The sequence below is a fragment of the Chitinophaga sp. XS-30 genome (assembly GCF_008086345.1).
GTDB lineage: Bacteria > Bacteroidota > Bacteroidia > Chitinophagales > Chitinophagaceae > Chitinophaga.
Genome location: NZ_CP043006.1, coordinates 4,795,336 through 4,822,335, shown reverse-complemented (window position 1 = coordinate 4,822,335; position 27,000 = coordinate 4,795,336). Strand labels below are relative to the sequence as shown.

The 27,000-nt window shown below is 53.8% G+C and carries 18 protein-coding genes; 12 read left to right on the top strand and 6 right to left on the bottom strand.

Annotated elements, in window-relative coordinates; genetic code table 11:
- The first annotated feature begins 2 nt into the window (after positions 1–2).
- From FW415_RS19525 to FW415_RS19510, 4 genes are all read left to right on the top strand, one after another.
- Positions 3–1,031 (top strand): hypothetical protein, encoded by a 1,029-nt coding sequence (locus FW415_RS19525; RefSeq protein WP_148388401.1) that lies wholly within the window; start codon positions 3–5, stop codon positions 1,029–1,031.
- A gap of 21 nt (positions 1,032–1,052) precedes the next feature.
- Positions 1,053–1,925: a helix-turn-helix domain-containing protein gene (locus FW415_RS19520; protein WP_148388399.1), complete on the top strand. Its 873-nt coding sequence runs from the start codon at positions 1,053–1,055 to the stop codon at positions 1,923–1,925.
- 137 nt (positions 1,926–2,062) lie between these two features.
- On the top strand, positions 2,063–3,373 hold the full coding sequence (locus FW415_RS19515; RefSeq protein ID WP_168208901.1) for an OmpA family protein: 1,311 nt from the start codon (positions 2,063–2,065) through the stop codon (positions 3,371–3,373).
- Positions 3,374–3,393: 20 nt separating this feature from the next.
- Positions 3,394–4,491, top strand: a complete 1,098-nt coding sequence (locus tag FW415_RS19510) for a hypothetical protein (RefSeq protein ID WP_148388394.1) — start codon at positions 3,394–3,396, stop codon at positions 4,489–4,491.
- On the opposite strand, the gene FW415_RS19505 is transcribed toward FW415_RS19510, so the two are convergent.
- The 4 genes from FW415_RS19505 to eat are packed head-to-tail and all read right to left on the bottom strand — an operon-like array spanning position 4,463 to position 8,622.
- Positions 4,463–5,137, bottom strand: a complete 675-nt coding sequence (locus FW415_RS19505) for a hypothetical protein (RefSeq protein ID WP_148388392.1) — start codon at positions 5,135–5,137, stop codon at positions 4,463–4,465. The two genes, FW415_RS19510 and FW415_RS19505, sit on opposite strands and share 29 nt — an antisense overlap.
- A gap of 39 nt (positions 5,138–5,176) precedes the next feature.
- Positions 5,177–5,926 carry an ethanolamine ammonia-lyase subunit EutC gene (gene eutC, locus FW415_RS19500; RefSeq protein WP_148388390.1) on the bottom strand — a complete coding sequence of 250 codons (750 nt, stop codon included), beginning with the start codon at positions 5,924–5,926 and terminating at the stop codon, positions 5,177–5,179.
- Positions 5,923–7,296 carry an ethanolamine ammonia-lyase subunit EutB gene (locus FW415_RS19495; protein ID WP_148388387.1) on the bottom strand — a complete coding sequence of 458 codons (1,374 nt, stop codon included), beginning with the start codon at positions 7,294–7,296 and terminating at the stop codon, positions 5,923–5,925. Before FW415_RS19495 ends, eutC begins: the two co-directional genes overlap by 4 nt.
- 6 nt (positions 7,297–7,302) lie before the next feature.
- Complete coding sequence (eat, locus tag FW415_RS19490; RefSeq protein WP_148388385.1) at positions 7,303–8,622, bottom strand: ethanolamine permease; 1,320 nt, start codon at positions 8,620–8,622, stop codon at positions 7,303–7,305.
- Positions 8,623–8,887: 265 nt separating this feature from the next.
- Between eat and FW415_RS19485 the strand changes: the two genes are divergently transcribed.
- Complete coding sequence (locus tag FW415_RS19485) at positions 8,888–10,018, top strand: DUF6597 domain-containing transcriptional factor (RefSeq protein ID WP_148388383.1); 1,131 nt, start codon at positions 8,888–8,890, stop codon at positions 10,016–10,018.
- Here FW415_RS19485 and FW415_RS19480 read toward each other — a convergent pair.
- Both FW415_RS19480 and FW415_RS19475 read right to left on the bottom strand, forming a co-directional pair.
- Positions 9,969–10,727, bottom strand: coding sequence for a response regulator (locus FW415_RS19480; RefSeq protein ID WP_148388381.1), 759 nt, complete (start codon positions 10,725–10,727; stop codon positions 9,969–9,971). The genes FW415_RS19485 and FW415_RS19480 overlap by 50 nt on opposite strands.
- Before the next feature lie 6 nt (positions 10,728–10,733).
- Entirely contained in the window at positions 10,734–13,883 is a 3,150-nt protein-coding gene (locus FW415_RS19475; protein WP_148388379.1) for a two-component regulator propeller domain-containing protein, read from the bottom strand.
- Between the two features lie 423 nt (positions 13,884–14,306).
- On the opposite strand from FW415_RS19475, the gene FW415_RS19470 reads away from it, so the two are divergent.
- Genes FW415_RS19470 through FW415_RS19440 form a run of 7 tightly spaced genes read left to right on the top strand, consistent with a single transcriptional unit; the run spans position 14,307 to position 26,965 of the window.
- Complete coding sequence (locus FW415_RS19470) at positions 14,307–17,504, top strand: TonB-dependent receptor (RefSeq protein ID WP_148388377.1); 3,198 nt, start codon at positions 14,307–14,309, stop codon at positions 17,502–17,504.
- A gap of 21 nt (positions 17,505–17,525) precedes the next feature.
- Positions 17,526–19,424: a RagB/SusD family nutrient uptake outer membrane protein gene (locus FW415_RS19465; protein ID WP_148388375.1), complete on the top strand. Its 1,899-nt coding sequence runs from the start codon at positions 17,526–17,528 to the stop codon at positions 19,422–19,424.
- Between the two features lie 18 nt (positions 19,425–19,442).
- Positions 19,443–20,153, top strand: coding sequence for a DUF3823 domain-containing protein (locus FW415_RS19460; protein WP_148388373.1), 711 nt, complete (start codon positions 19,443–19,445; stop codon positions 20,151–20,153).
- A gap of 36 nt (positions 20,154–20,189) precedes the next feature.
- The gene (locus tag FW415_RS19455) at positions 20,190–21,749 is read left to right on the top strand and encodes a sugar MFS transporter (RefSeq protein ID WP_148388371.1); all 1,560 of its coding nucleotides are present in this window, start codon (positions 20,190–20,192) and stop codon (positions 21,747–21,749) included.
- A 40-nt stretch (positions 21,750–21,789) separates the two neighbouring features.
- Positions 21,790–25,089, top strand: a complete 3,300-nt coding sequence (locus FW415_RS19450) for a PVC-type heme-binding CxxCH protein (protein ID WP_148388369.1) — start codon at positions 21,790–21,792, stop codon at positions 25,087–25,089.
- A 26-nt stretch (positions 25,090–25,115) separates the two neighbouring features.
- Positions 25,116–25,829: a ThuA domain-containing protein gene (locus FW415_RS19445; protein ID WP_148388367.1), complete on the top strand. Its 714-nt coding sequence runs from the start codon at positions 25,116–25,118 to the stop codon at positions 25,827–25,829.
- A 26-nt stretch (positions 25,830–25,855) separates the two neighbouring features.
- The gene (locus FW415_RS19440) at positions 25,856–26,965 is read left to right on the top strand and encodes a Gfo/Idh/MocA family protein (RefSeq protein WP_148388365.1); all 1,110 of its coding nucleotides are present in this window, start codon (positions 25,856–25,858) and stop codon (positions 26,963–26,965) included.
- The last annotated feature ends 35 nt before the right edge of the window (positions 26,966–27,000 follow it).

Below are 27,000 nucleotides of genomic sequence, written 5' to 3'. Positions count from 1 at the left end.
AGATGAGATCTTTGTTAAACAACCCCGCCCTGTACTTTTTCGTTGTCCTGATATCATTTACAGCCTGCCGGAAAAATAACCCGTCAAAGGCGACCGGACCGGCGGCCATATACACCGCAGGCATGCTCGTGAGCGGGACCGGCTCCAGTGTGGCTGCGTACTGGAAAGATGGTGTGCTGCAGGAGTTGACGTCCGGAAATACGGATGCTGAAGCGCTGGGCATCGCGGTATCAGGGTACGATATTTATGTGGCGGGTTATGAGCGGAAGGATGATGCCGGCAATATGGCTGTGGCTAAATACTGGAAGAATGGGGTGCCTGTGGCGTTGACGGACGGCAATAGCAATGCTGTTGCCTACAGCATTGCTATTGCCGGAAACGATATCTTTGTAGCGGGATATGAATACAATACTGCAACGTTGAGAATGAATGCGAGGTACTGGAAAAACGGCGTTTCCATGCCGCTCACAGATGGCAGTAACTGGTCTTATGCCTACAAGGTGCTTGTTGTCGGGAAGGATGTATATATATGCGGGAATGAGAACGGGCCGGGCGGAGGTCCCGTTGCAAAGTACTGGAAGAATGGCGTGCCGGTGAACCTTACCGATGGTCCTCATTCAGCTTTTGCAATGGATATTGCCGTATCAGGCAACGATGTGTATGTCTGCGGCAGCGAATCGAATGGAACGGTATCCGTTGCAAAGTACTGGAAGAACGGCGTAGCGACCGTTCTGGGGAACGGGACCAAATCATCCGGTGCAAGCGCTATACTGGTATCCGGCAATGATGTGCATATCAGCGGAAATGAATACGCCTCTCTTGACTACAAAGCCCGGTATTGGAAGAATGGCACGGGGCAGGACCTGACAGCGGAAGCGGATGGAGATGGCGGCGCCGGTTCCCTGTTCATGTACAACAACGATCTGTATATCACCGGTAGCCTGAACGGCAAACCGCTGTTGTGGAAGAATCTTCAGCTTGTGCCGAATGATATTCCGGAAGGAAGTTTTCATCAGCTTATTGTTCAATGATCAATCGTTTTTTAGCGCAGCATGTATCAGCAAATTGATCCTCCAAAAGCATTGGCGCACCTGGTCTGCTTTTTTTATGTGATGGAGCATCACAGTGCGGATGAGCAGCTGCAACCCCTGTTGCCTTCAGGCACGGAGATCATGGGTTGGCAGTATTCCGGCAACTGGCGGGTGAAATATACCTATCAAAAGCAGCTTTTTGACTATGTGCTGCCTGATTTCTATACGGTAGGACAGCAAACGATGGGTTACACCCTTTCTGTGGAAGGAACGCTGGCGGGAATTTGTGGAGCAGCCCTGCAGCCCGGTTCCCTGGCGCAATTGTGCCGTACACCCGCCACTGCTTTTACCAGCTGCATACAGCAGACGGCCGGGCTTTTCGGCTGGGCCGGGGTTTCAGCGTTTATCGACCGGTACCGTAAGACCGGGGACCTCGCCGCCCGTATTGCAGTGCTGACGGATTTTTATACGCAGCTCAGCCGGCAGGTGAACATTGAGACCGGCCTGCTGCAGGAGGTGCTGCGGCATATCTTTTCCGAAAAAGGATGCATTACCGTCAGACAATTATGTGAGCGCTTCCGGCTGAATGAAAGATATCTGCAACGATTGTTCCGGGACAAGATCGGTGTAAGCCCCAATCAATATATCAAAACCACCCGCTTCAATAACATCTTCATAGAACTGAGCAGGGAAAAGGTAGCCGGACAACTCGGTTCCATGGCCATGCTCTACAACTACTACGATCTCCCGCACTTCGCGAAGGAATACCGGTTCTTTTTCAATGCAGCGCCTACCCAGCCTTTGCTGGAAAAATTCGCACTGCTGCGCGACCTGGTGTCTGACAGCCCCTACCTGCTCGAAGTGCAGAAACGCCATCTCGAAAGCATGAAATGATTTGTCGGGTTTTTACCAAGGGCAATGCTCCGATCTCTTTATTTTTAATCAGTATTTAACCGGCCCGCGCGGCCGGAATTAACCCCGTTTGCCCTATGCGCCGCATTTGGAACTATTCATCTGTAAATATCATCATCATGAAGCGTGTTTGTATCGTGATACTGACTGTCCTGTCCGCATTTTCAGCCAATGCGCAGGTATTGAAGAAACTGCAAAAGAAAGTAGAAAGAAAAGTTGAACAGCGTGTAGAACGCAAAACAGACCGGGCGATCGACAAGGGGCTTGACAAAGTGGAGGAGGAAATAGATGGAACGGCAAAGAAAAGCGGCAGTAAAAGCAGTCCCGCTCCGGGAGGAAAGGGAACCGGGATCAATGACGCAGGTGCCCCAGCAGCCGGGAAGGTATTCTCCGCACAGTCGAAATACGATTTCGTTCCCGGTGAAAAAGTAATCGCCCTGGAGGACTTCTCCCAGGATGCCGTGGGGGATTTTCCGGGTAAATGGAATACCGATGCATCCGGAGAGATCGTGCAGCTCGGCGGCAGCGGTCAGCACTGGCTGGCATTGACTTCCAAGGGCGCCGTCACGCCGGAATTCATCAACAGTATTCCGGAGAACGCCACGATAGAATTCGACCTGGCTGTTTCCCCGGATTACAGCTATTATGATGCTCCGCTTTTCGTGTCCATAGCACAGTCCGAAGGGAAGAACGGTTTTACGGCCTGGCAGCATTTCGGGCGCGGCAGAAAAACGGGCACATATTTCACCCTGCATCCTGTTGATGCCGGCAACAAGCATAATGCGGGCAGAACGGAAATACAGGTATGGGAGAACGGAAAGAAGATCATGGAGAATAAACGGAGCGAGAGCCCGGGCTTCAGCAGATCGGAGCATACCGTTCATGTATCCGTATGGCGGCAGCAACAACGTTTACGGGTATATGTTGGTGAGCACAAGATATGGGACCTGCCACGGGCCTTTGTTGCAAACGGCAAGTACAACAGCCTGGTGTTCAGCAAGCATAATTCGAAGGATGGCAACCACTATTATATCACGAATATACGCCTTGCCGCAGGAGATCCGGATACCCGGCACAAGCTGCTGAATGAAGGGAAATTCAGCACCACCGGCATTTACTTCAATTCCGGTTCGGCAGTGATCAAACCGGAGTCCCATGGTGTGATCAAAGAGATCGCGGAAGTGCTGAAGGAGAATGGTTCATTGAAAGTCAGGATAACCGGGCATACGGACAGTGATGGCGGTAGCGACCAGAATATGAAGCTCTCCGCCCAGCGCGCGGCGGCTGTAAAGGCGTATCTGGCCAGGCAGTTCGGGATCGCCGCTGCGCGGATGGAAACGGATGGGAAAGGAGCGGCCGCACCGGTTGCAGATAATGCTACCGCGGAAGGGAAGGCGCAGAACAGAAGAGTGGAATTTACCCGCCTGTAACCGTAAATGAATAAAGGAAGATGAAAAGACAATTCCGTATTACCAGGATATTGTGCCTGGCCGCCGTTTTTACTGGGGCTGAGGCAATCGCACAACAAGGTTATACCGCACGTACTACGGCTACCGTATGGGAACTGAACGGCACCCGGAACGATGCAACGGCTAATGGGCCATTGACAAATGCCCGGGCGGATTTTGAAGCACAGAGCAGCTTCCCGCAGAATCCCACAGGCAGCACCTCCCCCTGGCGCTTCGATTTTTCCATCCGGCAGTTCACCAATGCGGGCAGCTTCAGTGGAGAGCTGACGTATTATGTGAACAGCCGTGACGGCTCCATCGCTATTCCGGGTGAGGCGCTCCGCAGGTATCTCCCCGCAACGGCCAACCTGGATTTTGACCTGCACTTTGCTATCCGTAAAGCGAATGGTGATTTTATCATCTGCGGAAATCATGCACAGCTGGGAAGGGCAGGGATGGAGCTGGGCGCAGATGCCGATCCGAATGAACTATGGACCAATACTTACCTGGATCAGATGCAATGGCTGGGAAGCATTGCCAGTACGCCCCAGCATCCCGTAACACCGCCTGACGATGCCTGGGCGAATACGGTAACGGCCTATCGCGGCAAGGTGTACCTGCCGGAAGAGCGGCGGGACCAATACCTGAAAATGTATTTCGTCAACTTCCCCTCATCGGTGCATACTTCCGTGCCCGTAATGGGCATCGGTGTTGGCGTATTCAAACATTTTCGCGATCATGCCAACCGCCTGCTGATCTATTCCATCGCAGAACAGGTGCCGGTGGAGGGTTCCGGCCGGGTGGACATTACCAGTCAATTGCTGGGGCTTTACCGCGCCGAGGCCGTTTTCGATCCTTCACCTTATCGCATCACCACATTTGGCACTCAAAAAGGGATCAATGACGCCAAAACCCTTTCCGCCGAAATGCAGGACAAGCTGCAGCGCGTAGCACAGCTGGAGCAGCAGCGGAAAGCCTGCCCGAAAGGAACGGCCGGGTCTGCCTGCCGCGAAGCGCTGGATATACGGATCAAACAACTGAAAGAGGAGGTAAAGGAACAGGTGGATGCATTCAAGCGGAAGCATGGTCTGATACCATGACGTCTTTTGCAAGAGAACGGATGATCCCGTTCAGTTCATCCTGCTCATCAGCAGGGAGCTGCCGGCTTGCGGCAAGGCGGGAAAGGGCGCTGATCAGTTTGTTGCGTTCCTGCAAGGTGCCGAGATTGCCAAAATAGGCCGGAAGCACCATCGCCAGCGGGCGCAGCTCTTTCCGCCCGCACCACCGGTCTATGAGGCGTTCAAGGGCCGGGTTGGCGAAACGGCTTGCCCCGCAGCGTTTGAGCCCTTCCTGTATGCCGGATTTGATCATCTCGCCGTATGGGCCGGGAGGAAGATGAACGCAATTATCCGCCCCCAGATTATAATACCCCACCGCCCCGGCAGGGTCCTTCAGCTCTTCAAAAGAGCGGGCAACATTCAGGTAAAGAGAAGGCAGGTGCGATCTGATGTTGTCATCTTTCATCCCCGTGGCGAGGATCAGCGCTTCCATATTCCATTTCAGCGCACCCTCCGGGTTCTGGTGCCTGGCCAGGTAGTGCGCGGCAATGAATGCCTCAAAATCATTGGAGGCCTTGTCCCACGCCTCCTGCGATAATTGCCTGGCATACTCGCTGTCACCTGCCGCTTCAGCTTCTATGCCTTTTACGCAGAGCTTTACGATTTCGTTGGTCGGATCAATATACATCGTAAAATATTTGTTTGCAGAGCCGGCAACCCCATGATATCAGGAGATCGCAGCACGAAAATTATCCTTCAGCTTTACACCGGTGAGCTTCAGCCGGAGCACTTCCTGCACAAAGTAAAAAATTTTTTCGGCTGCTGTACTATATGGCAGTCCTTCCGGCCGGATATTTGAAATGCAGTTCCTGGCCTCATCTGTCAGTCCCGGCCTGGGTTGCCAGGTGAGATAAGCGCCGAGGCTGTCCGGTGTCGTCAATCCCGGCCGTTCCCCGATCAGTACCAGTACCAGTTTTGCCCCGAGCAATGCACCGATCTCATCGCCAACGGCTACACGCCCTTGTTGCACGAGTTGTACCGGTGCGCAGGAGATGTGTTTGGCCTGCAACATGGGATAGAGATATGTCATAACGGGAATGGCGTGCCGGTTGACCGCAGTGGCGGAAAGTCCGTCCGCCAGCACAATAGCGAGGTCTGTATGCACAGGAGATAAAGACGCAGCGGAGGATGTTTCCAGTTTTCTTCCTTTGTCCGGCCGCTGCAGGTATTCGGAGCGGTCGGCGGCCTGGCTGTGGAGGATGTTCACTTCCCAGGGCTGGTGCAGGAACAGGGTTGTATCCAGCGCAGAATACACGGCATCACGGGCATGCGCATGCGCCAGCCTGAATTGCAGTACTTCCCGCAGCGGCACGGCGGCGCCTGTACGGCCCAGCGCAATGCGCGCGGAGGTGAAAGCGCGAAGTTGTTCCCAGGGATCGGGCGTTGTAAAAGGCCCCGGTACGGTAAGGTCTGTCATACAGTATATTTCAGTAAAAGATGGGAAGGCGGCACGGGCAGCGACCGCCCCTGATCATCCATCAACCCGTTTTTAACCAGCCATTGCTCAAACTCGGGCGAAGGCCGCAGGCCCAGTGCCTGCCGGACATACAGGGCATCATGGAAGGAGGTGGACTGGTAGTTCAGCATGATATCATCAGCCCCCGGTACGCCCATGATGAAATTGCATCCGGCCACGCCCAGGAGCGTCAGCAGATTATCCATATCGTCCTGGTCCGCATTCGCATGATTGGTATAACATACATCCACGCCCATCGGCAATCCCAGCAGCTTGCCGCAGAAATGGTCTTCCAGCGCCGCGCGGATGATCTGTTTGCCGTCGAACAGGTATTCCGGCCCGATGAACCCCACCACGGTATTCACCAGCAGGGGATGGAAATGCCGGGCTACGGCATAGGCCCTGGCTTCGCAGGTCTGCTGGTCTACGCCTTCATACGCGTTGGCGGATAAGCTGCTGCCCTGGCCGGTTTCGAAATACATCACGTTATTGCCTGCTGTGCCGCGTTGCAGCGAAAGGGCGGCGCTGCTGGCCTCAGCAAGCAGGGATAGCTGTATGCCGAAGCTGCGGTTCGTTTTTTCCGTACCGCCGATGGACTGGAAAACGAGGTCTACCGGCGCCTGGTGCATGATCTGCAAGGCGGTGGTCACATGGCAGAGCACGCAGGATTGTGTGGGAATGTCGTATTGCAGCCGCAACTGATCGATCAGCTGCAGGAGGCCGGCAACGGCGGCGGGACTGTCTGTAGCGGGATTGATGCCGATCACGGCGTCTCCGCTGCCATACAGCAGCCCGTCGATGATCGCCGCCGCAATGCCTTTGGGATCATCTGTATTATGATTGGGCTGCAGGCGGACGGACAGCCGCCCCTTTAGTCCGATCGTATTGCGGAAGCGGGTGACCACCGATATTTTCCGGGCCACGCTGATCAGGTCCTGGTTACGCATGAGCTTGGAAACGGCGGCGGCCATTTCCGGGGTGATGCCTTTGGATACCTGTTGCAGGCTGGCAGCGTCTGCATGGTCGCTCAGGAGCCAGTCCCGGAAAGCGCCTGCGGTGAGGTGCGATACCGGGGCGAAAGCGGCGGCATCATGCGTATCGATGATCAGCCGGGTGACCTCATCCGTTTCATAAGGGATCACTGTTTCCTGCAGGAAGGTCTTTAGCGGAACATCCGCCAGCGCCAGCTGCGCCGCCACCCGCTCTTCGTACGTCTCCGCGGCAAGCCCTGCCAGCGCATCCCCGGAACGATAGGGCGTAGCTTTGGCGAGCAGCGTTTTCAGGTCGCTGAACTGATATGTGTGTTGCCGTATTGTTGTGCGGTAAGCCATCTTGTATCAGGTTAGCGGCTTTGGCGCTGGTTTAATTTTCTGTTTTTGCACCAGCATAAAAATAAGCCATGTCAGCAGTAATCCCGAAAAGAAGATCACGCTGATCCAGCGGTTGTACCAGATGATCGCAAAGAGCGATACCAGGGAGAGGCCGAGTGCGATGGCCGGGAACCAGGGGTAGCATGGCGAGCGGAACGGCCTTGCCAGGTCGGGTTCCTTCCGGCGCAACACAAAAAGGCTGATCATGCTGATGATATACATGACGATGGCCCCGAGTACGGACATGACCACCAGTTCCGCCGTATTCCCGAGGCACAGCGCCAGGATGCCCGCCAGCGCACCTGCAATAAGCGCAGTGTAAGGCGCCTGTCTCTTCCGGCTGATCCGGGCGAGTATCGCGGGCAGGTAACCTTCCCTTGCCAGTGCAAAGATCTGGCGGGAATAACTGATGATGATGCCGTTGAAAGAAGCGATCAATCCGAATAGACCAATACCTGCGAATATTTTGGTAATGCCGGCGTCTTTGCCCATCACGATGCCGATAGCTTCCGGCAGCGGATAGTCGATATCCGAAAGCCTTTGCCAGTTGGTAATACCGCCGGTAAACACCATCACGGCAATGGCCAGCACCACCAGGGTGAGGATGCCGGAGATATACCCGAGGGGAATGTTGCGGGAGGGGTTTTTCACTTCTTCCGCTACCATCGCCACCCCTTCAATGCAAACATATAGCCAGATGGCAAAGGGCAGCGCGGCAAAGATGCCGCTATATCCAAATGGCAGTGCGTCTTTCAGGAAATTCTCCATTTTGAAATGCGGCGCCACAATGCCCAGGTACACGAGCAGTTCCACCACGGCCAGCAGGGTAAATACCAGGGTGAAAGATGCGGATTCCTTGATGCCCAACAGGTTGATCAGCGTCAGTAGGAGATAAACGGCAATGGCTGTCCATAAAACGGGCAGGGCGGGATGCAGGAAATGCAGGTAGTTCCCCAGGGCAAAGGCAATGGCCGGCGTGGCCAGCAGGAACTCTACCACGGTGGCGTAACCTGCTATCAGTCCCCCTGCGGGGCCAAGCGCTCTTTGAGCATACGCAAAGGGTCCGCCTGCCTGCGGAATGGCGGTGGTCAGTTCGGTAAAGCTGAAGATGAAAGTGACGTACAGCACGGTAATGACAAGGGTGGCCAGCAGGAACCCCAGCGTGCCTGCCACTCCCCAGCCGTAATTCCAGCCGAAATACTCGCCGGATATCACCAACCCTACAGCGATGGCCCATAAATGTACCGGACGGATGGCTTTTTTCAGGGAACTGTCGGTGGCTGGCATAAGCGTATCTCTTTTTAAATGGTGATATTGTTCAATATTTCAATAAAGTACAAAAAACCGTACAGGTCTCAAATTATTTTGCCATTGACGTAATAAAAATGCCTATTTTAAGTGGAATTATTCTTATAAAAAATAATTTGTATTTGACATATTTTTCGGCTCTTTTTCTTTTCTGTAAAGGAATGGACGGCTGCCTGGAGAAATTATGTAAATCTTCATCATAAGGATATAAACCTTCTTTTGCAGGAGATCGTAATTTGCGGATATGATACAGGAACCGGGACTTTATCTGCAAGCGATGAGGCGCCGAAAAGGGGTTTCACTGCAGGATGCCGCAGCTTTTGCCGGCACTACCTCCGCACAGCTGGCAGGTATTGAATCCGGCCGCAGGTATGCCACCCGTCAACAATTGCTGCACCTCGCCGGTTATTTTGGCGTGGATGAGAACCGGCTACTCATTGCCCACCAGTACCAGCGGATGCAGCACGCTGCCGGAGCCCTCTTCGGCCATATGCAGCAGGAGCTGTCCGAAATGGTGAATGGCAAACTCCGGGTAAAGGTCCACCGTCCGGCTCCTCAGCTGGACCATTGTGTTGAAAGCATGGTGTATTATGATGGCCATAACTTCGGTCATTCCCTGGAGATCATTCAGCCGGACGGTACGACGCAGCTGATCTTTGAGCTGGAAGGAGCGGAGCGGCACCTGCTTTTGGGCCGGGACCGGCGGGTATTGCCGAAAGCCCGGGTGATGGGGATTCAGGGGCAGGCCATCACCTGCGATGTGGGCATGCGGCAAAGAACGCTGATCATTCGTTTCCGGCCGGGCGGCCTGTATGCCGTTACCGGTATTCCGCAGCATCTTTTGAAAGACGGACTGCTGGAAGCCACGCACCTTTTCGGGCCACAGGTGGATGAGCTGCGGGAAAAGATCATGGGCTGCACCGATCCCCGGCCGATGTTCGCAAAGGCGGAAGCATTCCTTTTGCTGCGACTGCAACGGCGGGAAATGGAGGCGGCTGTTGTGCGGCATGTATCGGCCAATATCTTTACGCCGTTTCCCCTGCTGGTCAAACAAACCGGGTATTCCCAGAAACATCTCATCGATCTTTTCAAAAAACACGTCGGCGCAAGCCCTAAATTTTTCCATCGCCTGTATCGTTATTGTGCCGCGCTGAATGATATACTGGCGATCAAAGGGAAGGTTGACTGGTCCGCCATCATTCACGGGCATCAGTATTACGATCAGGCGCATTTCATCCGGGAATTCAGCCAGTTCTCGGGTCATTCCCCCACAAAGTTCCTGGAAACAGGCAGCTCCTGCCCCAAGTGCATCCGCACATCCCGCCCTATTTCTTCTGCGTCATGTACTGGCTCGGGCTCATCCCGAACTGCTTGATGAAGCTCTTGCCAAAATGGTTCTGTGATTTAAATCCCACCATCATCGCCACTTCATAGATCTTGTATTGCTGGGAAGACAGGAGTTCCGCGGCTTTCTTCAATCTCGTGATATTGATCAGCTCATGCGGCGTCATGTCCGAAACAGCTTTGATCTTCCGGTACAGGCTGATCCGGCTCATGTTCACGTATTTGGACAGGTACTCCACATCCAGCTCTGTATTTTCGATTTCCTTCAATATGCAGTTGTGGATATGCTCGAGGAATTTTTCATCTTCCCGCGTATGCGCAATCGTGTTGATATGCGCCAGTGGCGTACTGGCGAAATGTTGCCGGATGTGGTCCCTGTTCTTCAGCAGGCTGGTCAGCTGCGCTTTCAGGTGGGCGGGAGAAAATGGTTTTTCGATATAGGCATCGGCGCCGGTTTCCAGCCCTTCTATTTTTGACTGCAGCGTGTTCTTGGCGGTGAGCAGGATCACGGGAATATGGCTGATGTCGAAAGATGTTTTGATCTGCTTGCACAGTTCAAATCCGTCCATTACCGGCATCATCACATCGCTGATCACCAGGTCAACCGTCTTTTCGTGCAGGATGGTCATGGCGTCCTGCCCGTTTTCCGCGGTAACAATGGTATATGCCGGGGCAAGGATGGAGGAAATGAATTCCACGATCTCATCGTTGTCGTCTACAAGTAAAATAACTGGGGGCATATGTGATTATTTTGAAGGGTTTGCAGGTTGTTTGAATTTACCGGCGGTTACCGGGAAGCGGAGCACGAAAGTGTTGAACCTGCCATCGCGTTGCGTTACGAAAAGGTTGCCGTTGTGCAGGTCCGTCAGCGAGCGGCAGATAGATAACCCGATGCCGGTGCCTTTTTGTTTTTCATTTTCTTTCAGCCGTACAAAAGGAGCAAATATCTTTTCCCGCATATCGTCGGGTATCAGGTTGCCGTCGTTGGATATCTCGATCTGGATGGTTGCGCCGTGATCGGTTTCCGATAGTTCCACCAGTACGGTTTTCTCTGCATATTTCACGGCATTGCTGAAGAGGTTGCTGAATATTTTGTTGATGCTTTCTTCATCGGCATAGGCGAACAGCGCCTTGCCGGGGAGCTTAAGCCGGAAATCCAGTCGCTTTTGCCGGGCAGGCAGCCTGAAGTTATCGCAGGTGTCCTGCAGCATCCGGGAAATATTAAGATGGGTGAAATGCAGGCTGAAGCTGGATGATTCCGTTTTCCGGAAATCCAGCAGCTGGTTGGTGAGCTGCACAAGCCTGTCCGTATTGCGTTCCATGATCCGCAGATGCTGCTGATTGCCCTGCACATCGTCCGGATGTTCGATAACCTGTTCAAGCGGGCCTTTGATGAGCGTAAGCGGGGTATTGATCTCATGCGCTACATTGGTGAGGAAATCCACTTTCGCCTGGTACAGCTCCTTTTCTTTCTTGTACCGCAGTTCTTCCATTTTCCGTTTCTGCTTCAGGTTCTGCCGGTAGTGGTAACGGCTGATGAGGTAATACAGCAGGCTGATCCCCAGCAGGGCGTAGAAAAGGTAGGCCGGCGAAGTAGCCCAGAAGGGCGGTGTGATCTCTATCTCCAGTGTGGCGGGATGTTTTCCGGGATGCCCGTTGGCATCTGTGGTGGTGACCATGAAAATGTACTTTCCCGGTTTGATGTCCGTGAAGTAGGCCAGCCGGTTCGATTTCAAAAACGTCCAGTCCCGGTCCAGCCCCTCCATTTTATAAGCGTAGGAGATCATCTCCGGCGCGGTGAAGCTCAGCGCGGAAAAATCTATGTTGAAGGAGGCCTGGTCGTATGGCAGCGTGATCTTTCGGGTATAGAGAATGGATTTCCGGTCTTTCGTTGCGGTGCCGCCGCCGGAGAGCGTGAAACCGGTGATGTACACCGGCGCTACGAAGGTGTCTTTGCGGAATTCATCGGGTTTGAAAACGATCATTCCTTTCACGCTGCCGATATACATTTTACCGTGCTTGTCCTTATACCCGGAATTGTAATTGAATTGATTGTTCAGCAGGCCGTTGATGGTGGTGAATACACGGATCTTTCCGGAGGCGGGGTTCAGGCAGGCCAGGCCTCTGGACGTGGTGATCCAGAGCCTGCCGCTGTTGTCTTCCAGTATGCGGAAAACGTAGTTGCTCGGCAGGCCGTGCGCAGTGGTGTAACGCCTGAAGCACTGCGTTTTCCGATCGTATTGCATCATGCCATGCCCTTCCGTGCCTACCCAGACGTTCTGCGCTTTATCCACCAGTACCGTCAGCAGTTCGTTGCTGACCAGCGCACAAGCTTCTCCGCGGCTGGCTGTGAACTGTGCTTTCTCTCCTGTGGCGGGGTTGTAGCAGAACAATCCCTGGTCCGCCGTGGCTACCCATACCGTACCGGTGGTGTCTTCATCAATGCCGCGGGGAGCACAGTGCGGTAGCGCCTCTACTTTCACAAATGCCTGCTGTACTGGATCGTACCGGGCCAGTTCGGCGCCGGTGCCGGTCAGCAGATCGCCTGCGCGTGTTTTGTAGAACACTACAACGAAGTTATGGCTGAAGGAACCTTCACCGGCGGAATAGTGATGAATGACCTTTCCGGTGCGGATGTCCATCTGGTCGATGCCATTGTCCAGCGTGCCGATCCACAGATTGTTGCCTTCCGCCAGCAGCCCGTGAATGTTGGTGTGAGAGAGACCTGAACCGTCTTTCCCCGGTTTGTATTGCGTGATATTACCGGTGGAAGGCTCAAGTTTATTGATGCCGTTGTCTTCCGTGCCTATCCAGATATTGCCGTAATGATCTTCGCATATCTCGCGTACGGCATTGCCGCTGATGCTCCGGTTGCTGTTGTCAGGAAAATACTTTTCGAAATAAGTGTACTGCGGCGGATAGTAATTGATCCCGCCGAAATAGGTGCCTGCCCATACGCCGCCTTCCTTGTCCCGTTCCAGGAAATAGACAGCATTGTCCGACAGGGAATACGGATTGTTGTATTGTTTGCGGAGATTGATGTATTGCCGTTTGGCCAGATCATAAATATATATGCCGGATTCGGTGGCGATCCAGTATTCGTTTTCGGCAGTCTGATGAATATGCCGGATATAGATGGGAATGTTATCCGTCTTGTAACTCAGGATATCCTCATACGTCCCTTCGTCCGTATGCAGCAGCTTCAATCCCTGGTTGGTTGTGCCCACGAGTATCCGGCCGTTGCCTGCATCTTCCAGCCGGTTGATGATGCGTGAGGATGATGCCGGTGAATGACCGAAAACATAAAAAGAACGTCCGGGGTGGCCATACTGCATCACGAGCCCGGAGTAAGTGCCGGTCCACAGTGATCCGTCTTTCATGAATCTCATGGCCGTAACATAGTCCGGCGCGCCGGCGGTCCCATGGTTCAGCAATGTGTCCCTCACCGGTATATACTGATACAGACTGCCGCCGGAGATATACCATATATCGCCTTTGGCATCGTTCCCCATAGTGCCGATGCCTTGTCCTTTCGTTTGCCTGACCAGCGCAAAGCTTTCGGTTTCCGCAATGTATTTGTATATCCCGTTGCTTGTGCCTACCCACATCTGGCCGAAAGTGTCTTCGTGCAGGGAATAGATATATCCTTCACCGATAGTGGTGCTGTCCTGCTCATCATTCCGGAACACTTTGAATATATTACCATCGAACCGGTTCAGGCCGTCTTTGGTGCCCATCCATAAAAATCCCTTCTGGTCCTGCAATACACAGAAAACGGTATTGTGCGAAAGCCCGTCTTCCACCTGGTAATGACGGAAATAATATTGCTGCGCCTTTCCGGAAAGAAAGAAAAGCACCGCGATAAATAACGAACAGTGGAATTTGCGTTTCAACAAGATGGTTGTTTACTGTTTTTCAGATACAATTATACTGAAGGGAAATTTGATTTTGGTTCTCGTTGTATGCGGCGATGTAAAAATGTTACATTTTAACCCAAAAATGAAAGAAATCTGCGAATCGTTCTGAAATCATTGTTCTTTCTTTGAATGCCGTATTTATACCTGAAGATGTTTTGCGCCCGAAATTACCAGACACGGAGAAAACCAATACGGACAAGCGTTTTGTTATTTTTTTTCAATCAAAAAACCAGTAACATTTTTTCCACGTAAACAGGAATTGAGATACAGTCCGGGATCGCTATGCAGGTGATTCAATTCCGCTGACAAATATTTTAACACAAGGTGACTGGCGTTTAAAAAAGATGTAAACGGCCTGCAGGGGAATGCTATGCTTTTTAACTACCAAAATCAGTTTCACGTATGAAAACAATTCAACAAAAAAAGTTCCATGTTTTATGGCGCTACGGCAACATTGTCCGGGATCAACGGCTGTTGCTGCTGCTGTTCTTTCTTTCTTCGGTCTTTATGCCGGCATTCGCGCAAACAGGTGCGATCAAAGTCACCGGCGTGGTAAAGGACAGTACAGGGGGTACGCTCCCCAATGTTACGATCTATGAGAAAGGCACCCGGAATGGTACATTGTCCAACACTGATGGCAGCTTCTCCATTTCGGTGAAACCAGATGGCATACTGGTGTTTACCATGGTCGGCTTCGGCACCGAAGAGGTATCAGTAAACAACCGGGCCACTTTGAATGTAGTGCTCCGTACATCGGCAACAGAACTGTCCGATGTAGTAGTGGTAGGTTACGGCACCACAAAAAGGAAATCGCTGACCAATGCCATTTCCACGATATCTGCAGAGGATATCGGAAATGTGCGGGGCGGCTCCACAACCAGCTCCACGCTGGCGGGTAAAGTACCGGGCGTGTCTTTCCGGATGCCAGACGGCAGGCCGGGAGCATCAGCCAACATCCAGATACGCAACCTCGGGAATCCGTTGTATGTGATCGATGGTGTGCAGCAGGATGCAGGGCAGTTCAATAATATTGCTTCGCAGGACATCGAGAGCATTTCCTTTCTTAAAGATGCAGCCGCCGCTATCTATGGTGTGCGGGCGGCGAACGGCGTTGTGGTGGTCACCACCAAAAGAGGCCGCCAGGGTGCAAGAAGCACCATCAACCTGGATGTTAGCATGGGCATTCAGAACTGGACGCGCTTCATCGATCCGCTCGAAAATTCCTATGACTACATGAGCCTGAGAGCCGAAGCGGAAATGAACCGCGTGCCGCCGGTTGGTGGCAATCCCATCACCACCAACATTACGCCGGCTGAACTGGAGAAATACAGAATAGGCACAGAGTACGGCTACCAGAGCTTTAACTGGCGGGATTATATCGTGCAGGGCAATACGCCGCTCAATGTATATAATCTCAACTTTACCGGCGGTGCGGAGAATATCACGTATTACGTTTCCGCTACACGCACCTTCCAGAATTCTGTGCTGGGGAGGGAATACAAGTTCCACCGGACAAATATCCAGTCCAATATCTCGGCAAAGGTGGCCAATGGGCTGAAAGTAGGCGCCAATATGAACGGAAGGATCGAAACACGGGAGAACCCCGGTGTGCCGCAGGTGGACGACTACTGGCAGGCCCGGTTCGCCATCATCCGCAATACGCCGCTGGAACGGCCTTTCGCCAATGACAACCCCATGTACCTGAACGATATCAAGCATAACGAAACGAACTGGGGATATCTCAATACCAAATATGCCGGCAAGTACAAAGAGGACTGGCGGGTAATGCAGGTGAACCTGGATGCGGAGTGGGAGATACCCGGCATCGAAGGCCTCAAGCTGTCCGGCCTCTATTCGTATTACCTGGCGGACCAGCTGTTGAATAACCACGAGTACACATACGATACCTATACGTACAACCCGGCGGACGATACTTACACGAGGACCGGCGGCAGCACCAACCCCTGGCGGGAACGCAACCAGCGGAAAGTGATCAACCAGACCTCACAGGTAAGGCTGTCGTACGACAAAACATTCGGCCGGCATGGCGTGTCCGCCATGATCGTATCCGAGCGCCTGCAGAGCCAGACTTTGGAAAACTGGATACATGCAGTGCCTACCACCAATGTGCTGCCCCTGATCTATTTTGCTACGGCGGATACCTACCGGGATTCTGATAACAGGCAGGCCAGGACCGGTATTGCCGCCAGGATCAACTATGCATATGACGATAAATATTTCCTGGAAGGCATTATGCGGCGCGATGCGTCCTATCTCTTTCCTCCCGATCACCGCATCGGTTATTTCCCCAGTGTATCGGCCGGATGGCGGATAACGGAAGAACCTTTCATGAAGAGCCTGCTGGGCAGCAATAAAGTACTGTCTGACCTGAAGATCCGCGGTTCCTACGGTATCCTGGGTGATGACGGATCAGCGCTGAACCTGCCTGATTTTACTTATGTGGAAGGCTATAACTACAATGCCGGTATTGCGATACTGGATGGTGTAGCCGTTATCGGTTCGGAAGACCGCGGTGCGCCGATCACCAATATCACCTGGCTGAAAAGCTCCATGTTCGATGTGGGTTTTGATTTCAGCCTGTTCGGCGGAAAGCTCTCCGGTTCATATGATTACTTCTACCGCAAACGCACCGGCCTGCGTGATGTAAAAACAGATGTGCTGATACCTTCAGAACTGGGTTACGGCCTGCCCAACGAAAACCTGAACAGCGACGCCCGTTTCGGGCATGAGTTCTCCGCAGTATATAACGGGCAGAGCGGTGAAGTGAAGTTCAGGGTAGGCGGCAATGTGTCCTATTCCCGCGCAAAGTTCCTGACCGCATATCGCCGTGTATTCTTCAACTCGCTGGACCAGTATTTCAATTCCGATATCGACCGGTTGAGAGGTTTTGTGCTGGGCTTCGAACAGATCGGCCGCTTCACCTCCCAGGAAGAGATCAACAACTATCCCGTGAATATAGACGGGCAGGGCAACAGGACTTTGCTGCCCGGAGACCTGATCTACAAGGATATGGACGGCGATGGCCGGATCACGGATAACGACCGCCGCCCGATAGGATGGGCGACAGGCTCGCAACCCAATATCAGCATCGGTCTGCAGCTGGGAATGACTTTCAGGGGATTTGATTTTACAGCGGACTTCTCCGGGGCAACACAGTACACCTGGTTCCAGGAGAATGAACTGAAGAACCCTTTCCAGAACGACGGCAACATCAGCAAGATCTTTACGGACCGCTGGCATCGGGAAGACCCGTTTGACCGCAACAGCGCCTGGATACCGGGAAAATATCCCGCCCTCCGGTACAACGAAGGCGGCCATAGCAATACCCGCCCCTCCACATTCTGGGCCCACAACATCACCTACCTCAGGGCCAGGACCATCGAGCTGGGTTATACGCTGCCCGTATCGCTCATCAACCGGGCCAGGATGCAACGCGCACGTTTTTATGTGAACACCTTCAACCTGTTCTCCATTGATAATGTGAAGGAGTATGGTATCGATCCGGAAGTGAACGATACGAACGGGCTGCAATACCCGCAGAACAAAGTGTTCAACTTCGGCGTCAACCTGTCCTTTTAATTCACGCTTATTATGAAGATCATGAGAAAGATATTATCCGTTACGATACTCGCCGCCACGCTGATGGGCGCAGGCGGTTGCAAAAAAGAAAGCGAGTTCCTGAATGTACTGCCAACCTCCATTCTGACGAATGAGCAGGCCTTCTCCGACCCGGCGCAGGTATTGTCCATTCTCGCCAACCTGTACAACCGGCAGCAGGACATTGCCACGATCAAAGACTGGAGAACGATGGCTGATTTTGCGGAAGCATTCCCTTCCTCGAACGGCGACCTTGGTAAAGTGCAGCGCACAGACTGGGGATATGGAGAGTGGGGGACCTGGGATTATACCTACATCCGTCACCTCAATCTTTTTCTCGAAAGATGTGCTGCCGCACCGGCATTGTCGGATGCCAACAAAAGCCGTTTCCTGGCGGAAGCCCGTTTCCTGCGCGCAAATTATTATTTCGAAATGGTAAAACGGTTGGGCGGTGTGCCGCTGATCCTGGAATCCATGGAATATGATTTCAAGGGCGATCCCACTTACCTGCAGCACCCGCGCGCAACGGAAGCCGCGGTATATGATTTTGTGATCAGTGAAGCAGAGGCCATTAAAATGGATCTGCCTGCGGATGCGAATACGAAATCCCGGGCTTCCAGGGGCGCAGCCCTTGCCATGCAGGCCCGTGCGGCTTTGTACGCAGGGTCCATTGCCCGCTATAATGTGAATACCCCGCAGGTGACCCTACCGGGCGGTGAGGTAGGCATTCCCGCAGCGCAGGCAGTTGCTTACTACACCAAAGCGCTGCAGGCGGCGCAGGAGATCATCGGCGGCAGTGCAGGCGCGTATGCCTTGTATGAAAAGAAACCGGACCTCGCGGAGAATTTCGCCTCTATATTTTACGACAAGGCCAACAACCCGGAATCGATCTTCATTGAAGATTTCAAACTGCGGAGCGGAAAAGTGCATGGCTTTTCGATCTCCAATCAGCCGCGGTTCGGAGCGGAAGAAGAAGAAGGCGGGCGTACCAATCCCTCGCTGAACCTGGTGCACGCCTTCGAGCGGCTGGACAATACATTTGCGCCCCTGCCGGTGACCGATGGCGCGGGCAACCCCATCTACTATACGAACCAGCAGGATATTTTCGCCGGTCGTGATGCGCGCCTGGCCGGTACCGTCATTCTTCCCGGCACTACCTTCAAAGGCAGGGCAGTTGATATCTGGGCCGGGTACATCCTGGCGGATGGCAGCGTATTCTCCGGCGACCAGCGCGGCCAGCTGAAACCGCTGCCCGGTACCACCACACCAGTACAGGTAGTGGGTTTCGACGGGCCGATCAACGGCATGGAATTTACCGCGCAATCCGGTTTTTACATCCGCAAGTATCTCGATCCCGCCGCTGGCTCAGGCTCCCGCGGTACAGGCAGTGAAGCGCCGTTTATCCGTTACCGGTATGCAGAGGTATTGCTGAACGCAGCGGAAGCCGCCTTTGAGCTTAACCAGCCAGGCGTAGCCGCAGGATACATGAACGAAGTGCGCGAACGTGCCGGGTTGACCATACCATTGGTCGCAGCCGACATCACCCTGGAAAGGATCATGCATGAACGCCGCGTGGAGCTCTGCTTTGAAGGGCATGTGCTGTTCGATAACAAACGCTGGAGAAAGGCGCATACCCTGTGGGATGGCCAGCCCATGTCCGAAGCGGACCTGCTGGCCAATATCGGCACGGCTTCCACAAGAAATACGCAACCCTGGGCCCTCTGGTCCTACAAACTGTACAACCCCGGCAGTCCAGATAACGGCAAATGGCTGTACAGGATACTGAAATCACCGCTCGTTACCGGCGCCAACCGCTTCCGTATCGGCAACTACTATTCCTCCATCAATAACGATATCCTGTCCAACAACCCGAAGATCGTGAGACAACCGAACCAGGATTAATCTAAAAAAAGAAGTTTTATGAGAACACAATTGCGATATATCATACTCTTTTTCAGTGCTGTTGCACTGTTTGCCTGTGAGAAGGACAACTACGATCCGCCCGGTTCGGTGCTGAGCGGCAGCCTTGTGTACAATGGTGATCCGATACCCCTGGAATTCAACCAGGTGCCCTTCCAGCTCTTCCAGTACGGCTTCGGGAAAGTGGGGCCGGTCGCCAATACCACATTCACACAGGATGGCACTTATTCCGTGCTGGTGTTCGACGGTGAATACAAGTTCACGGTTGCACAGAACCAGGGCCCCTTTCTCTGGCCAAAGAATGCCGCGGGAGATTCCGATACCATTGTGATCAATCTGAAAGGCAGCCAGACCAGGGACATTGAGGTAACCCCCTATTATATGATCCGCAATCCGCAGTTCAGCGTTGCTTCCGGTGTGGTTACCGGCACCTGCAGCCTGGAAAGGATCGTGACGGATGCCAATGCAAAGAATATTGAAAGGGTGAATCTCTATATCAACAAGACGGCCTTTGTGTCCGGAAATGCCAACTATAACATAGGCTCCGCGGTGATCAGCGGCGGGGCTATCACTGATCCGGCCAATATATCCATGACCGTGAACGTACCGGCCATTGTGCCGGCACAGTCCTATGTGTTCGCACGCATCGGTCTGAAAATGGCAGGCGTGGAGGATATGATCTTTTCGCCGGTCGTAAAGCTGACACTGTAAAGCGCATTGCAGAACATTTAAATCATCGTAATGGGAATGGCATCATCTGCAACGGCACAGGACGTAACGGAACCGGCATTGTATCACGAAAAGGACAAGCGCATTTTGTTCTGGGGATGTTTTACGGTGCTGGTGGCCTCCGCCTTCGGTTTTGTTTTCCGCTCCTTCCTGATGGATGGATGGGGCATCCAGTTCGGTCTTAGTAAAACGCAGCAGGGAGAGATATTCGGTGTCAGCTTCTGGCCCTTCGGGATCAGCATCGTGCTGTTCAGCCTGATCATCGACAAGGTGGGATATAAAATGGCGATGATCTTCGCTTTTATCTGCCATGTACTGTCCGTAGTGCTGACGGTCATGGCCAGCGGGTACTGGATGTTGTATGCCGGTACCCTGCTGTTCGCACTGGGCAATGGCGCCGCGGAATCGGTCGTCAATCCCGTAGTGGCCACCATGTACCCGAAGGAGAAGACCAAGTGGCTGAACATCCTCCATGCCGGCTGGCCTTCGGGAATGTTGCTGGCGGGGCTTGCAGGCATCGCCATGATGCACTTCAGCGTTAGCTGGGAACTGATCATCACGGTGATACTGGTGCCCGTGCTGTTGTACGGCATCATGATATTCAAACGGAAATTCCCGGTGAGCGAGCGGGTACAGGCCGGTGTGAGCTACCTGGAAATGGTGAAGGAAGTAGGCATCGCCGGGATCTTCATTATCGTGTCGCTCTGCACTTTCCAGCTGGGCAGCCTTTTTGAATGGTCGCTGACCTGGAAGATCGTGATCACCCTAACGTTAACGGTTATACTGGGTGCTTTTGTGCGCTCCTGGGGCCGGCCGATGTTCATCCTCCTGTTATTGCTGATGATCCTGCTGGCCACCACGGAGCTGGGGACAGACAGCTGGATCACGGACCTGATGACGCCGGAAATGGCGAAGATCGGCCTTCGCGGCGGATGGGTGCTGATCTATACCTCGCTTATCATGGCCGTATTGCGCTTCTACTCCGGGCCCTTTGTGGAGCGCTTCGCTCCGCTGGGCCTGCTGGCGGTCAGCGCCCTGGTGGCGATGGCGGGTCTGCAATTTCTTTCCTATGCAACCGGTTTGCTCATCATCATTGCCGCAACGGTGTATGCCCTCGGAAAAACTTTTCTCTGGGGCACCATGCTTGGCGTGGTGGCCGAGCAGTTCCCCAAAGGCGGGGTGCTCACGCTGAACTTCACGGGCGCCGTCGGCCAGGTGGGCGTGGGCGTCATCGGCGCCGTCATCCTCGGTTTCGTACAGGATAAACAGCTGGATGCGAACCTCGCAAAGTATGATGCCGGCAATGGCACGGCACTGCATAGCACCTATGTTACGGAAGAGCGCTCCGGCTTCTTCGGGGATTACCGGGTCATTGATCCGGACCGGCTGGCCGTTGCACCGCCGGAGACGAAACAGACCATCAATATGGTTCGGGAAGATGCGAAGAAAGATGCCCTGCGAACGGTATCGATATTCCCCTTCGTGATGCTGGCAGGATATGTTTTCATGATCCTGTACTTCCGCTCAAAAGGCGGTTATAAGGCGGTATTGTTGCCGCCGGTACAGCAGAAAACCTGACAGGAAAAGAAAAGAATCAATATTCAAACCGATAGAGATCATGAAAAGGAGTTTTGTTTTATGGATGGCAGCAGTGATCTGTTTATTTGCCTTTTCCGCACAGGAGAACGGCAGGAGGGCGGAAGTGCTGTTCCTGGGGAATGGCCAATCGCAGGATGCAGGCAGGTACGCTACCTGGATGGCCACAAAATTGTTTAAAAGCGGGGTCAACCTCACCTATGCCGAACCCGGAAGGGACCTGGACGCGATCATGCTGAACAGGTTCGATGCGGTAGCGGTCAACGGTACTTATCCCGCGCTGTCCCCGGTTTCAGACGCTGCTCTGCGCAGTTTTGTGGAAAGCGGCAAAGGGCTGGTGCTGGTGAATGTAACCGGTGGTAAAATACCGTCCTGGATTCCCGGCCTTGCCGGCGGTCGTCACGATATCGGCAAAGGCCGCCTGTTTTCCATCTCGGCGGAAAACGATGATGCCACCTGGAAGGACGGAGATTTCCTGCGACGCCTGAAGGATGGTGTGTTATGGTCGCTCGGCGCGGAAGTAAGGGATAACATCGCTGCGCTGAACATCCCGGATGTGGACATCTACAATTCAGATACCATTTCCGATTACACAAAGCGCTACATCGTTCCCAAAATGCAGGAAGCCCTTTCTCCGGAGCAATCCTGCAAGCTCACGCAGGTGCCGGTGGATTTTGATATTCAGCTGTTTGCTGCGGAACCGGATATCACGAAGCCCATTGCCATGACCTGGGATGAAAGAGGGCGCTTATGGATCGTAGAGTCCGTTGACTACCCGAATGCTTTTATTGAAAGCGACAGCGCGGCGAATGACCGGATCAAGATATGTGAGGATACGGACGGGGACGGCAGGGCGGACAAGTTCACCATCTTCGCGGACAGTCTCAATATCCCCACCAGCATCGTGCTGGTCAACGGCGGCGCCATCGTGTCCATGGCGCCGGATTTTATCTTCCTGAAAGATACGGATGGGGATGATAAAGCGGATGTAAGAGAAGTGATCATGACGGGATGGGGAAAACAGGATACTCACGCGGGTCCCTCCAACCTGCAATACGGCTTCGATAACAAGATCTGGGGCGTGGTCGGTTATTCCGGTTTTTCCGGAAAGATCAACGGCAAGGCTTTCCGTTTCCCGATGGGCGTGTACCGCTTCAAGCCGGATGTAACGGCGTTCGAGTTCCTGGGCAGAAGTTCCAATAACACCTGGGGGCTGGGCTTTTCGGAAGATAACCATGTATTCCTTTCCACGGCGAACAACACGCACAGCGCATATTACTCCATGCCCTACTGGCATATGCAGCGCAGCCTGCCGGGGAAAGATCAGCCAACCGTGGATGCTGTGCAGAAGATCGACGGGCATTACGATGTGCATGCCATGACCCCCAACCTGCGGCAGGTGGATGTTGTGGGCGGATTTACGTCCGCAACGGGCCATCACCTGTACACCGCACGCGATTTCCCGAAGGAATACTGGAACCGCATTGCCTTCATCAATGAGCCTACCGTGCGGCTGGTGCATAACGCCATCATAGCGCCGGATGGCGCGGGCTTCAGGGAAAAGGACGGCTGGAACCTGCTGGCCAGCTCGGACGAATGGTTCGGACCGGTGCAGGCAGAGGTGGGGCCGGACGGTGCGGTATGGGTGGCTGACTGGTACAATTTCATCATCCAGCATAACGTATTCGTGGAACAGCAGGCCCCGCGTGAAACCGTGCTGCCCTTCACCGAGCAGCCGCAGGGCAAAGGGAATGCCTTCGAAAGCGATCTCCGGGATGATGCCCACGGGCGTATTTACCGGATCGTGTACAAAAAGGCAAAGCCCTATACCCCCATGGCGCTGTCGGTGAACGATGTGCCCGGACTGGTGGCGGCGCTGAAGAACGACAACATGTTCTGGCGGATGACCGCGCAGCGTTTGCTGGTGGAATCCGGAAAAAAGGAAGTGATCCCCGAACTGTACAATATCATTATGAACCCCGCCGTGGATGAAGCCGGGCTGAACAGTCCCGCTGTACACGCATTATGGACGCTGCACGGCCTCGGGGAACTGAGCACGGCGGCGCTGGCGGTAGTCAGCAACGCGTTGAAACACCCTGCCGCAGGAGTTCGCAAAGCTGCGGTGGAAATATTGCCGAAGCAGGAGAAGAGCGTTGGCATCATGGCGAAGTCAGGTATTCTGCAGGATAAGGACCTTCATGCCCGGGTAGCCGCTATCCGCGTACTGGCGGATTTTCCCGCTTCAGCGCAGGCAGGGGCATTGCTGTACCGCGTAGCGGCTAACAGCCCGAATGCAACAGATCCCTGGCTTTCCCGTGCCCTGTTCGCAGCGGCCAACACCCATCAGAAAGGTTTCCTGGCCGCAGCGCATGCCGCACAACCCTCGGCACGCGGCGCATTCAGAACAGCCATCATGAAAGGGCTGCAACAGGCCGTTTATACCCTTGATGCCAGAGGCGGCACGCCGTTCGTTGCCGATGTGGCCGGCAGGGAGATCGTGATCCGTGCAGCAGTCAACAGCCGCCGGGAACGTATGCCTGAAGGCATCATCCTCGCGCATGGCGATGCGCAGAACGGCTACGGGCTGTATATGGCAGACGGCAAACTGCATATGACCGTTAACCAGAAAGGGCAGCATTATACCGCCAGCTGTAAAGTGACCCTGCCCGGTGAACTGGAGATCACCGCCTCGCTGTTGAAGAACGGGGAAATGATACTGGCCGTGAATGGCAGGGAAACCGCCAGGGCCAAAGCCCCGGGAATGTTCACCGTTACACCGGAAGCACCGGTAAGATGGGGGGAAGACCCGCTGGAAGACAGCCACATTGCAGCATATCCGGAAGAATTCCGTTTCTCCGGAAGAATGCAAAGCCTGGCGCTTGAGTTGAACCTGCCGGCCGCAACACCCGGTACAACAGCTAAAACAGGCGCTTCAACCATTCCGCCGCTGGTGATAGACATGAAAGTGGTGAAAGACATTATGCAGTACGACAAAAAAAAGATCACCGTAAAAGCCGGGCAGCAGGTGACCATCCGCCTGGAAAATCCGGATGGCATGCAGCATAATCTCCTCATCATCAAACCCGGAACGCTGGAAAAGGTAGGCGCTGCCGCGGATGCCATGGTGAGAGATCCGAATGCCTCGAAGCTGCAGTACGTCCCCAAAATGCCGGAAGTACTGTTCGCCACCCGGTTGCTCAATCCCGGTGAAATGGTGTCGCTGAAATTCACCGCGCCCGCCGTGCCGGGAGAATATCCTTTCGTTTGCACTTTCCCCGGCCACTGGAGAGGGATGAACGGCATCATGACGGTAACGAAATAAAATATACATCAATAAAATCCGGAAGTATGAAAATGATGATCAAGTTGCTAATGGGCCTTATGCTGATCTGTACGGCAGCATGCGCCCAGCGCCATTCAAAAAGCATACAGGTGCTGATGGTGGGCGGCGGCGGCTCCCACGATTTTGACCGCTGGTACAAACAGGCCGATGCGGAAACCCTGCAAAAAGACGGGCTGGCTACCGTGACCTATACGGATGATCCCGCTACCATCCTGCCGCAGCTGGCGCATGCCGATGTGCTGTTCCTCTGCAATAACCAGCCTGTCAAAGATTCACTCACCCGCAAAGCCATCATGGATTTTGCGGCCAAAGGAAAAGGTCTCGTGCTGGCCCATGCCGCCATCTGGTATAACTGGGCCGACTGGCCGGCATACAATCATCAGCTGGTGGGCGGCGGCAGCAGGGGGCACGACAGGTACGGGGAATTTACCGTAACGGTGAATGACAAAAAACATCCCGTTACCAAAAAAGTACCGGCCACTTTCACGCTGAAAGACGAGCTGTATTACTATGAGGAAGATACCACCGGGCCGGGCATCAAAGTACTGGCCACTACCAGTGCGGACAAAGACGGCAAAACCCGTCCCAGTCTTTTTATCGTCAATCACTCCGCTGCCAGGATCGTAGGCTTCGCTTTGGGCCACGATGCTGCATCACATGAGCTGCCTGCCTATCAGGCCATTTTGCGGAACGCGGTAAAATGGGCCGCACGGAAATAATTTTTTAATACTTAACAAGTTTTGTAATGAAACAGATCACCGTAGTTATTGTAGGAATGGGTTTTGGTAAAGAGTTTATTCCCATCTATCAGCAGCACCCCGCTATCAAACGGGTGGGCATCTGCACCCGCAACCGGGCCACGCTCGATGCGTTGAAAGAGAAGTTCAACCTGGATGAGGATCTGCTGTTCACCAACTATGAAGATGTGCCCAAACGCGATGATGTAGATGCTATTCATATCGTAACACCGGTGCCGGAGCATGCGAAAATGACACTGGCTTCCCTGAACGCCGGGAAACATACTGCCTGCACTATTCCCATGGCCATGACGGTAGCCGATTGCCAGGCCATCGTGGAAGCAAAACGGAAGGCGGGCAAAGTATATATGATGATGGAAACCGCGCTGTACACCCGCGAGTTCCTGTACGGTCTCAATCTGGCGGAAACAGGTCAGCTGGGCCGCATACAGTTCGTGCGCGGATCGCATATACAGGATATGAGCATGGAAGGATGGGACGAATACTGGAAAGGTTTTCCCCCGATGCTGAATGGCACGCATGCCATTTCACCGCTGCTGCGGATCAACAACACCAAAGCCGCCACGGTTGTCTGCCATGGCTCCGGAAAATTGAGTGATGACCTGGCTAAAAGATATGGCTCGCCTTTCGCGGTGGAAACCGCCACTTTCACCCTCAAAAATTCGGATGTGATCGCCGAGGCCACCCGTTCCCTTTTCGATGTGGTACGCCAGTACAGAGAGAGTTACGATGTGTACGGCACAAAGATGTCCTTCGAATGGGAGCAGCTGCAGGATGAGCATCATGTGATCTTCGATGGTGGTGAAAATGCGTACCGGCTGGATGTACCGGATACGGATCCCTTGCTGATACCGGAGATCGCGCATTTTACCAAAAGGGAAAAGATCGACGACCCGAACCATGTTTCTTTCCTGCAGGGCGCGGGGCATGGCGGTTCCCATCCTCACCTCGTACAGGAATTCCTGGCCGCGATCACGGAAGGGAGAGATTCCGCCGTTGATGCGCACATTGCGGCCAACTACACCTGCGCGGGCATCTGCGCACACGAATCCGCCATGAAAGGCGGTGCAAGGATCGATATCCCGGATTTTGAATAATAGCGAAAAGGCAGGCGGTTCTCCGCCTGCTGCAT

Coding starts and splice junctions, on each gene's coding strand:
- FW415_RS19525 (WP_148388401.1), top strand. CDS start 3: ATGAGATCTTTGTTAAACAACCCCGCCCTGTACTTTTTCGTTGTCCTG.
- FW415_RS19520 (WP_148388399.1), top strand. CDS start 1,053: ATGTATCAGCAAATTGATCCTCCAAAAGCATTGGCGCACCTGGTCTGC.
- FW415_RS19515 (WP_168208901.1), top strand. CDS start 2,063: ATGAAGCGTGTTTGTATCGTGATACTGACTGTCCTGTCCGCATTTTCA.
- FW415_RS19510 (WP_148388394.1), top strand. CDS start 3,394: ATGAAAAGACAATTCCGTATTACCAGGATATTGTGCCTGGCCGCCGTT.
- FW415_RS19505 (WP_148388392.1), bottom strand. CDS start 5,137: ATGTATATTGATCCGACCAACGAAATCGTAAAGCTCTGCGTAAAAGGC.
- eutC (WP_148388390.1), bottom strand. CDS start 5,926: ATGACAGACCTTACCGTACCGGGGCCTTTTACAACGCCCGATCCCTGG.
- FW415_RS19495 (WP_148388387.1), bottom strand. CDS start 7,296: ATGGCTTACCGCACAACAATACGGCAACACACATATCAGTTCAGCGAC.
- eat (WP_148388385.1), bottom strand. CDS start 8,622: ATGCCAGCCACCGACAGTTCCCTGAAAAAAGCCATCCGTCCGGTACAT.
- FW415_RS19485 (WP_148388383.1), top strand. CDS start 8,888: ATGATACAGGAACCGGGACTTTATCTGCAAGCGATGAGGCGCCGAAAA.
- FW415_RS19480 (WP_148388381.1), bottom strand. CDS start 10,727: ATGCCCCCAGTTATTTTACTTGTAGACGACAACGATGAGATCGTGGAA.
- FW415_RS19470 (WP_148388377.1), top strand. CDS start 14,307: ATGAAAACAATTCAACAAAAAAAGTTCCATGTTTTATGGCGCTACGGC.
- FW415_RS19465 (WP_148388375.1), top strand. CDS start 17,526: ATGAGAAAGATATTATCCGTTACGATACTCGCCGCCACGCTGATGGGC.
- FW415_RS19460 (WP_148388373.1), top strand. CDS start 19,443: ATGAGAACACAATTGCGATATATCATACTCTTTTTCAGTGCTGTTGCA.
- FW415_RS19455 (WP_148388371.1), top strand. CDS start 20,190: ATGGCATCATCTGCAACGGCACAGGACGTAACGGAACCGGCATTGTAT.
- FW415_RS19450 (WP_148388369.1), top strand. CDS start 21,790: ATGAAAAGGAGTTTTGTTTTATGGATGGCAGCAGTGATCTGTTTATTT.
- FW415_RS19445 (WP_148388367.1), top strand. CDS start 25,116: ATGAAAATGATGATCAAGTTGCTAATGGGCCTTATGCTGATCTGTACG.
- FW415_RS19440 (WP_148388365.1), top strand. CDS start 25,856: ATGAAACAGATCACCGTAGTTATTGTAGGAATGGGTTTTGGTAAAGAG.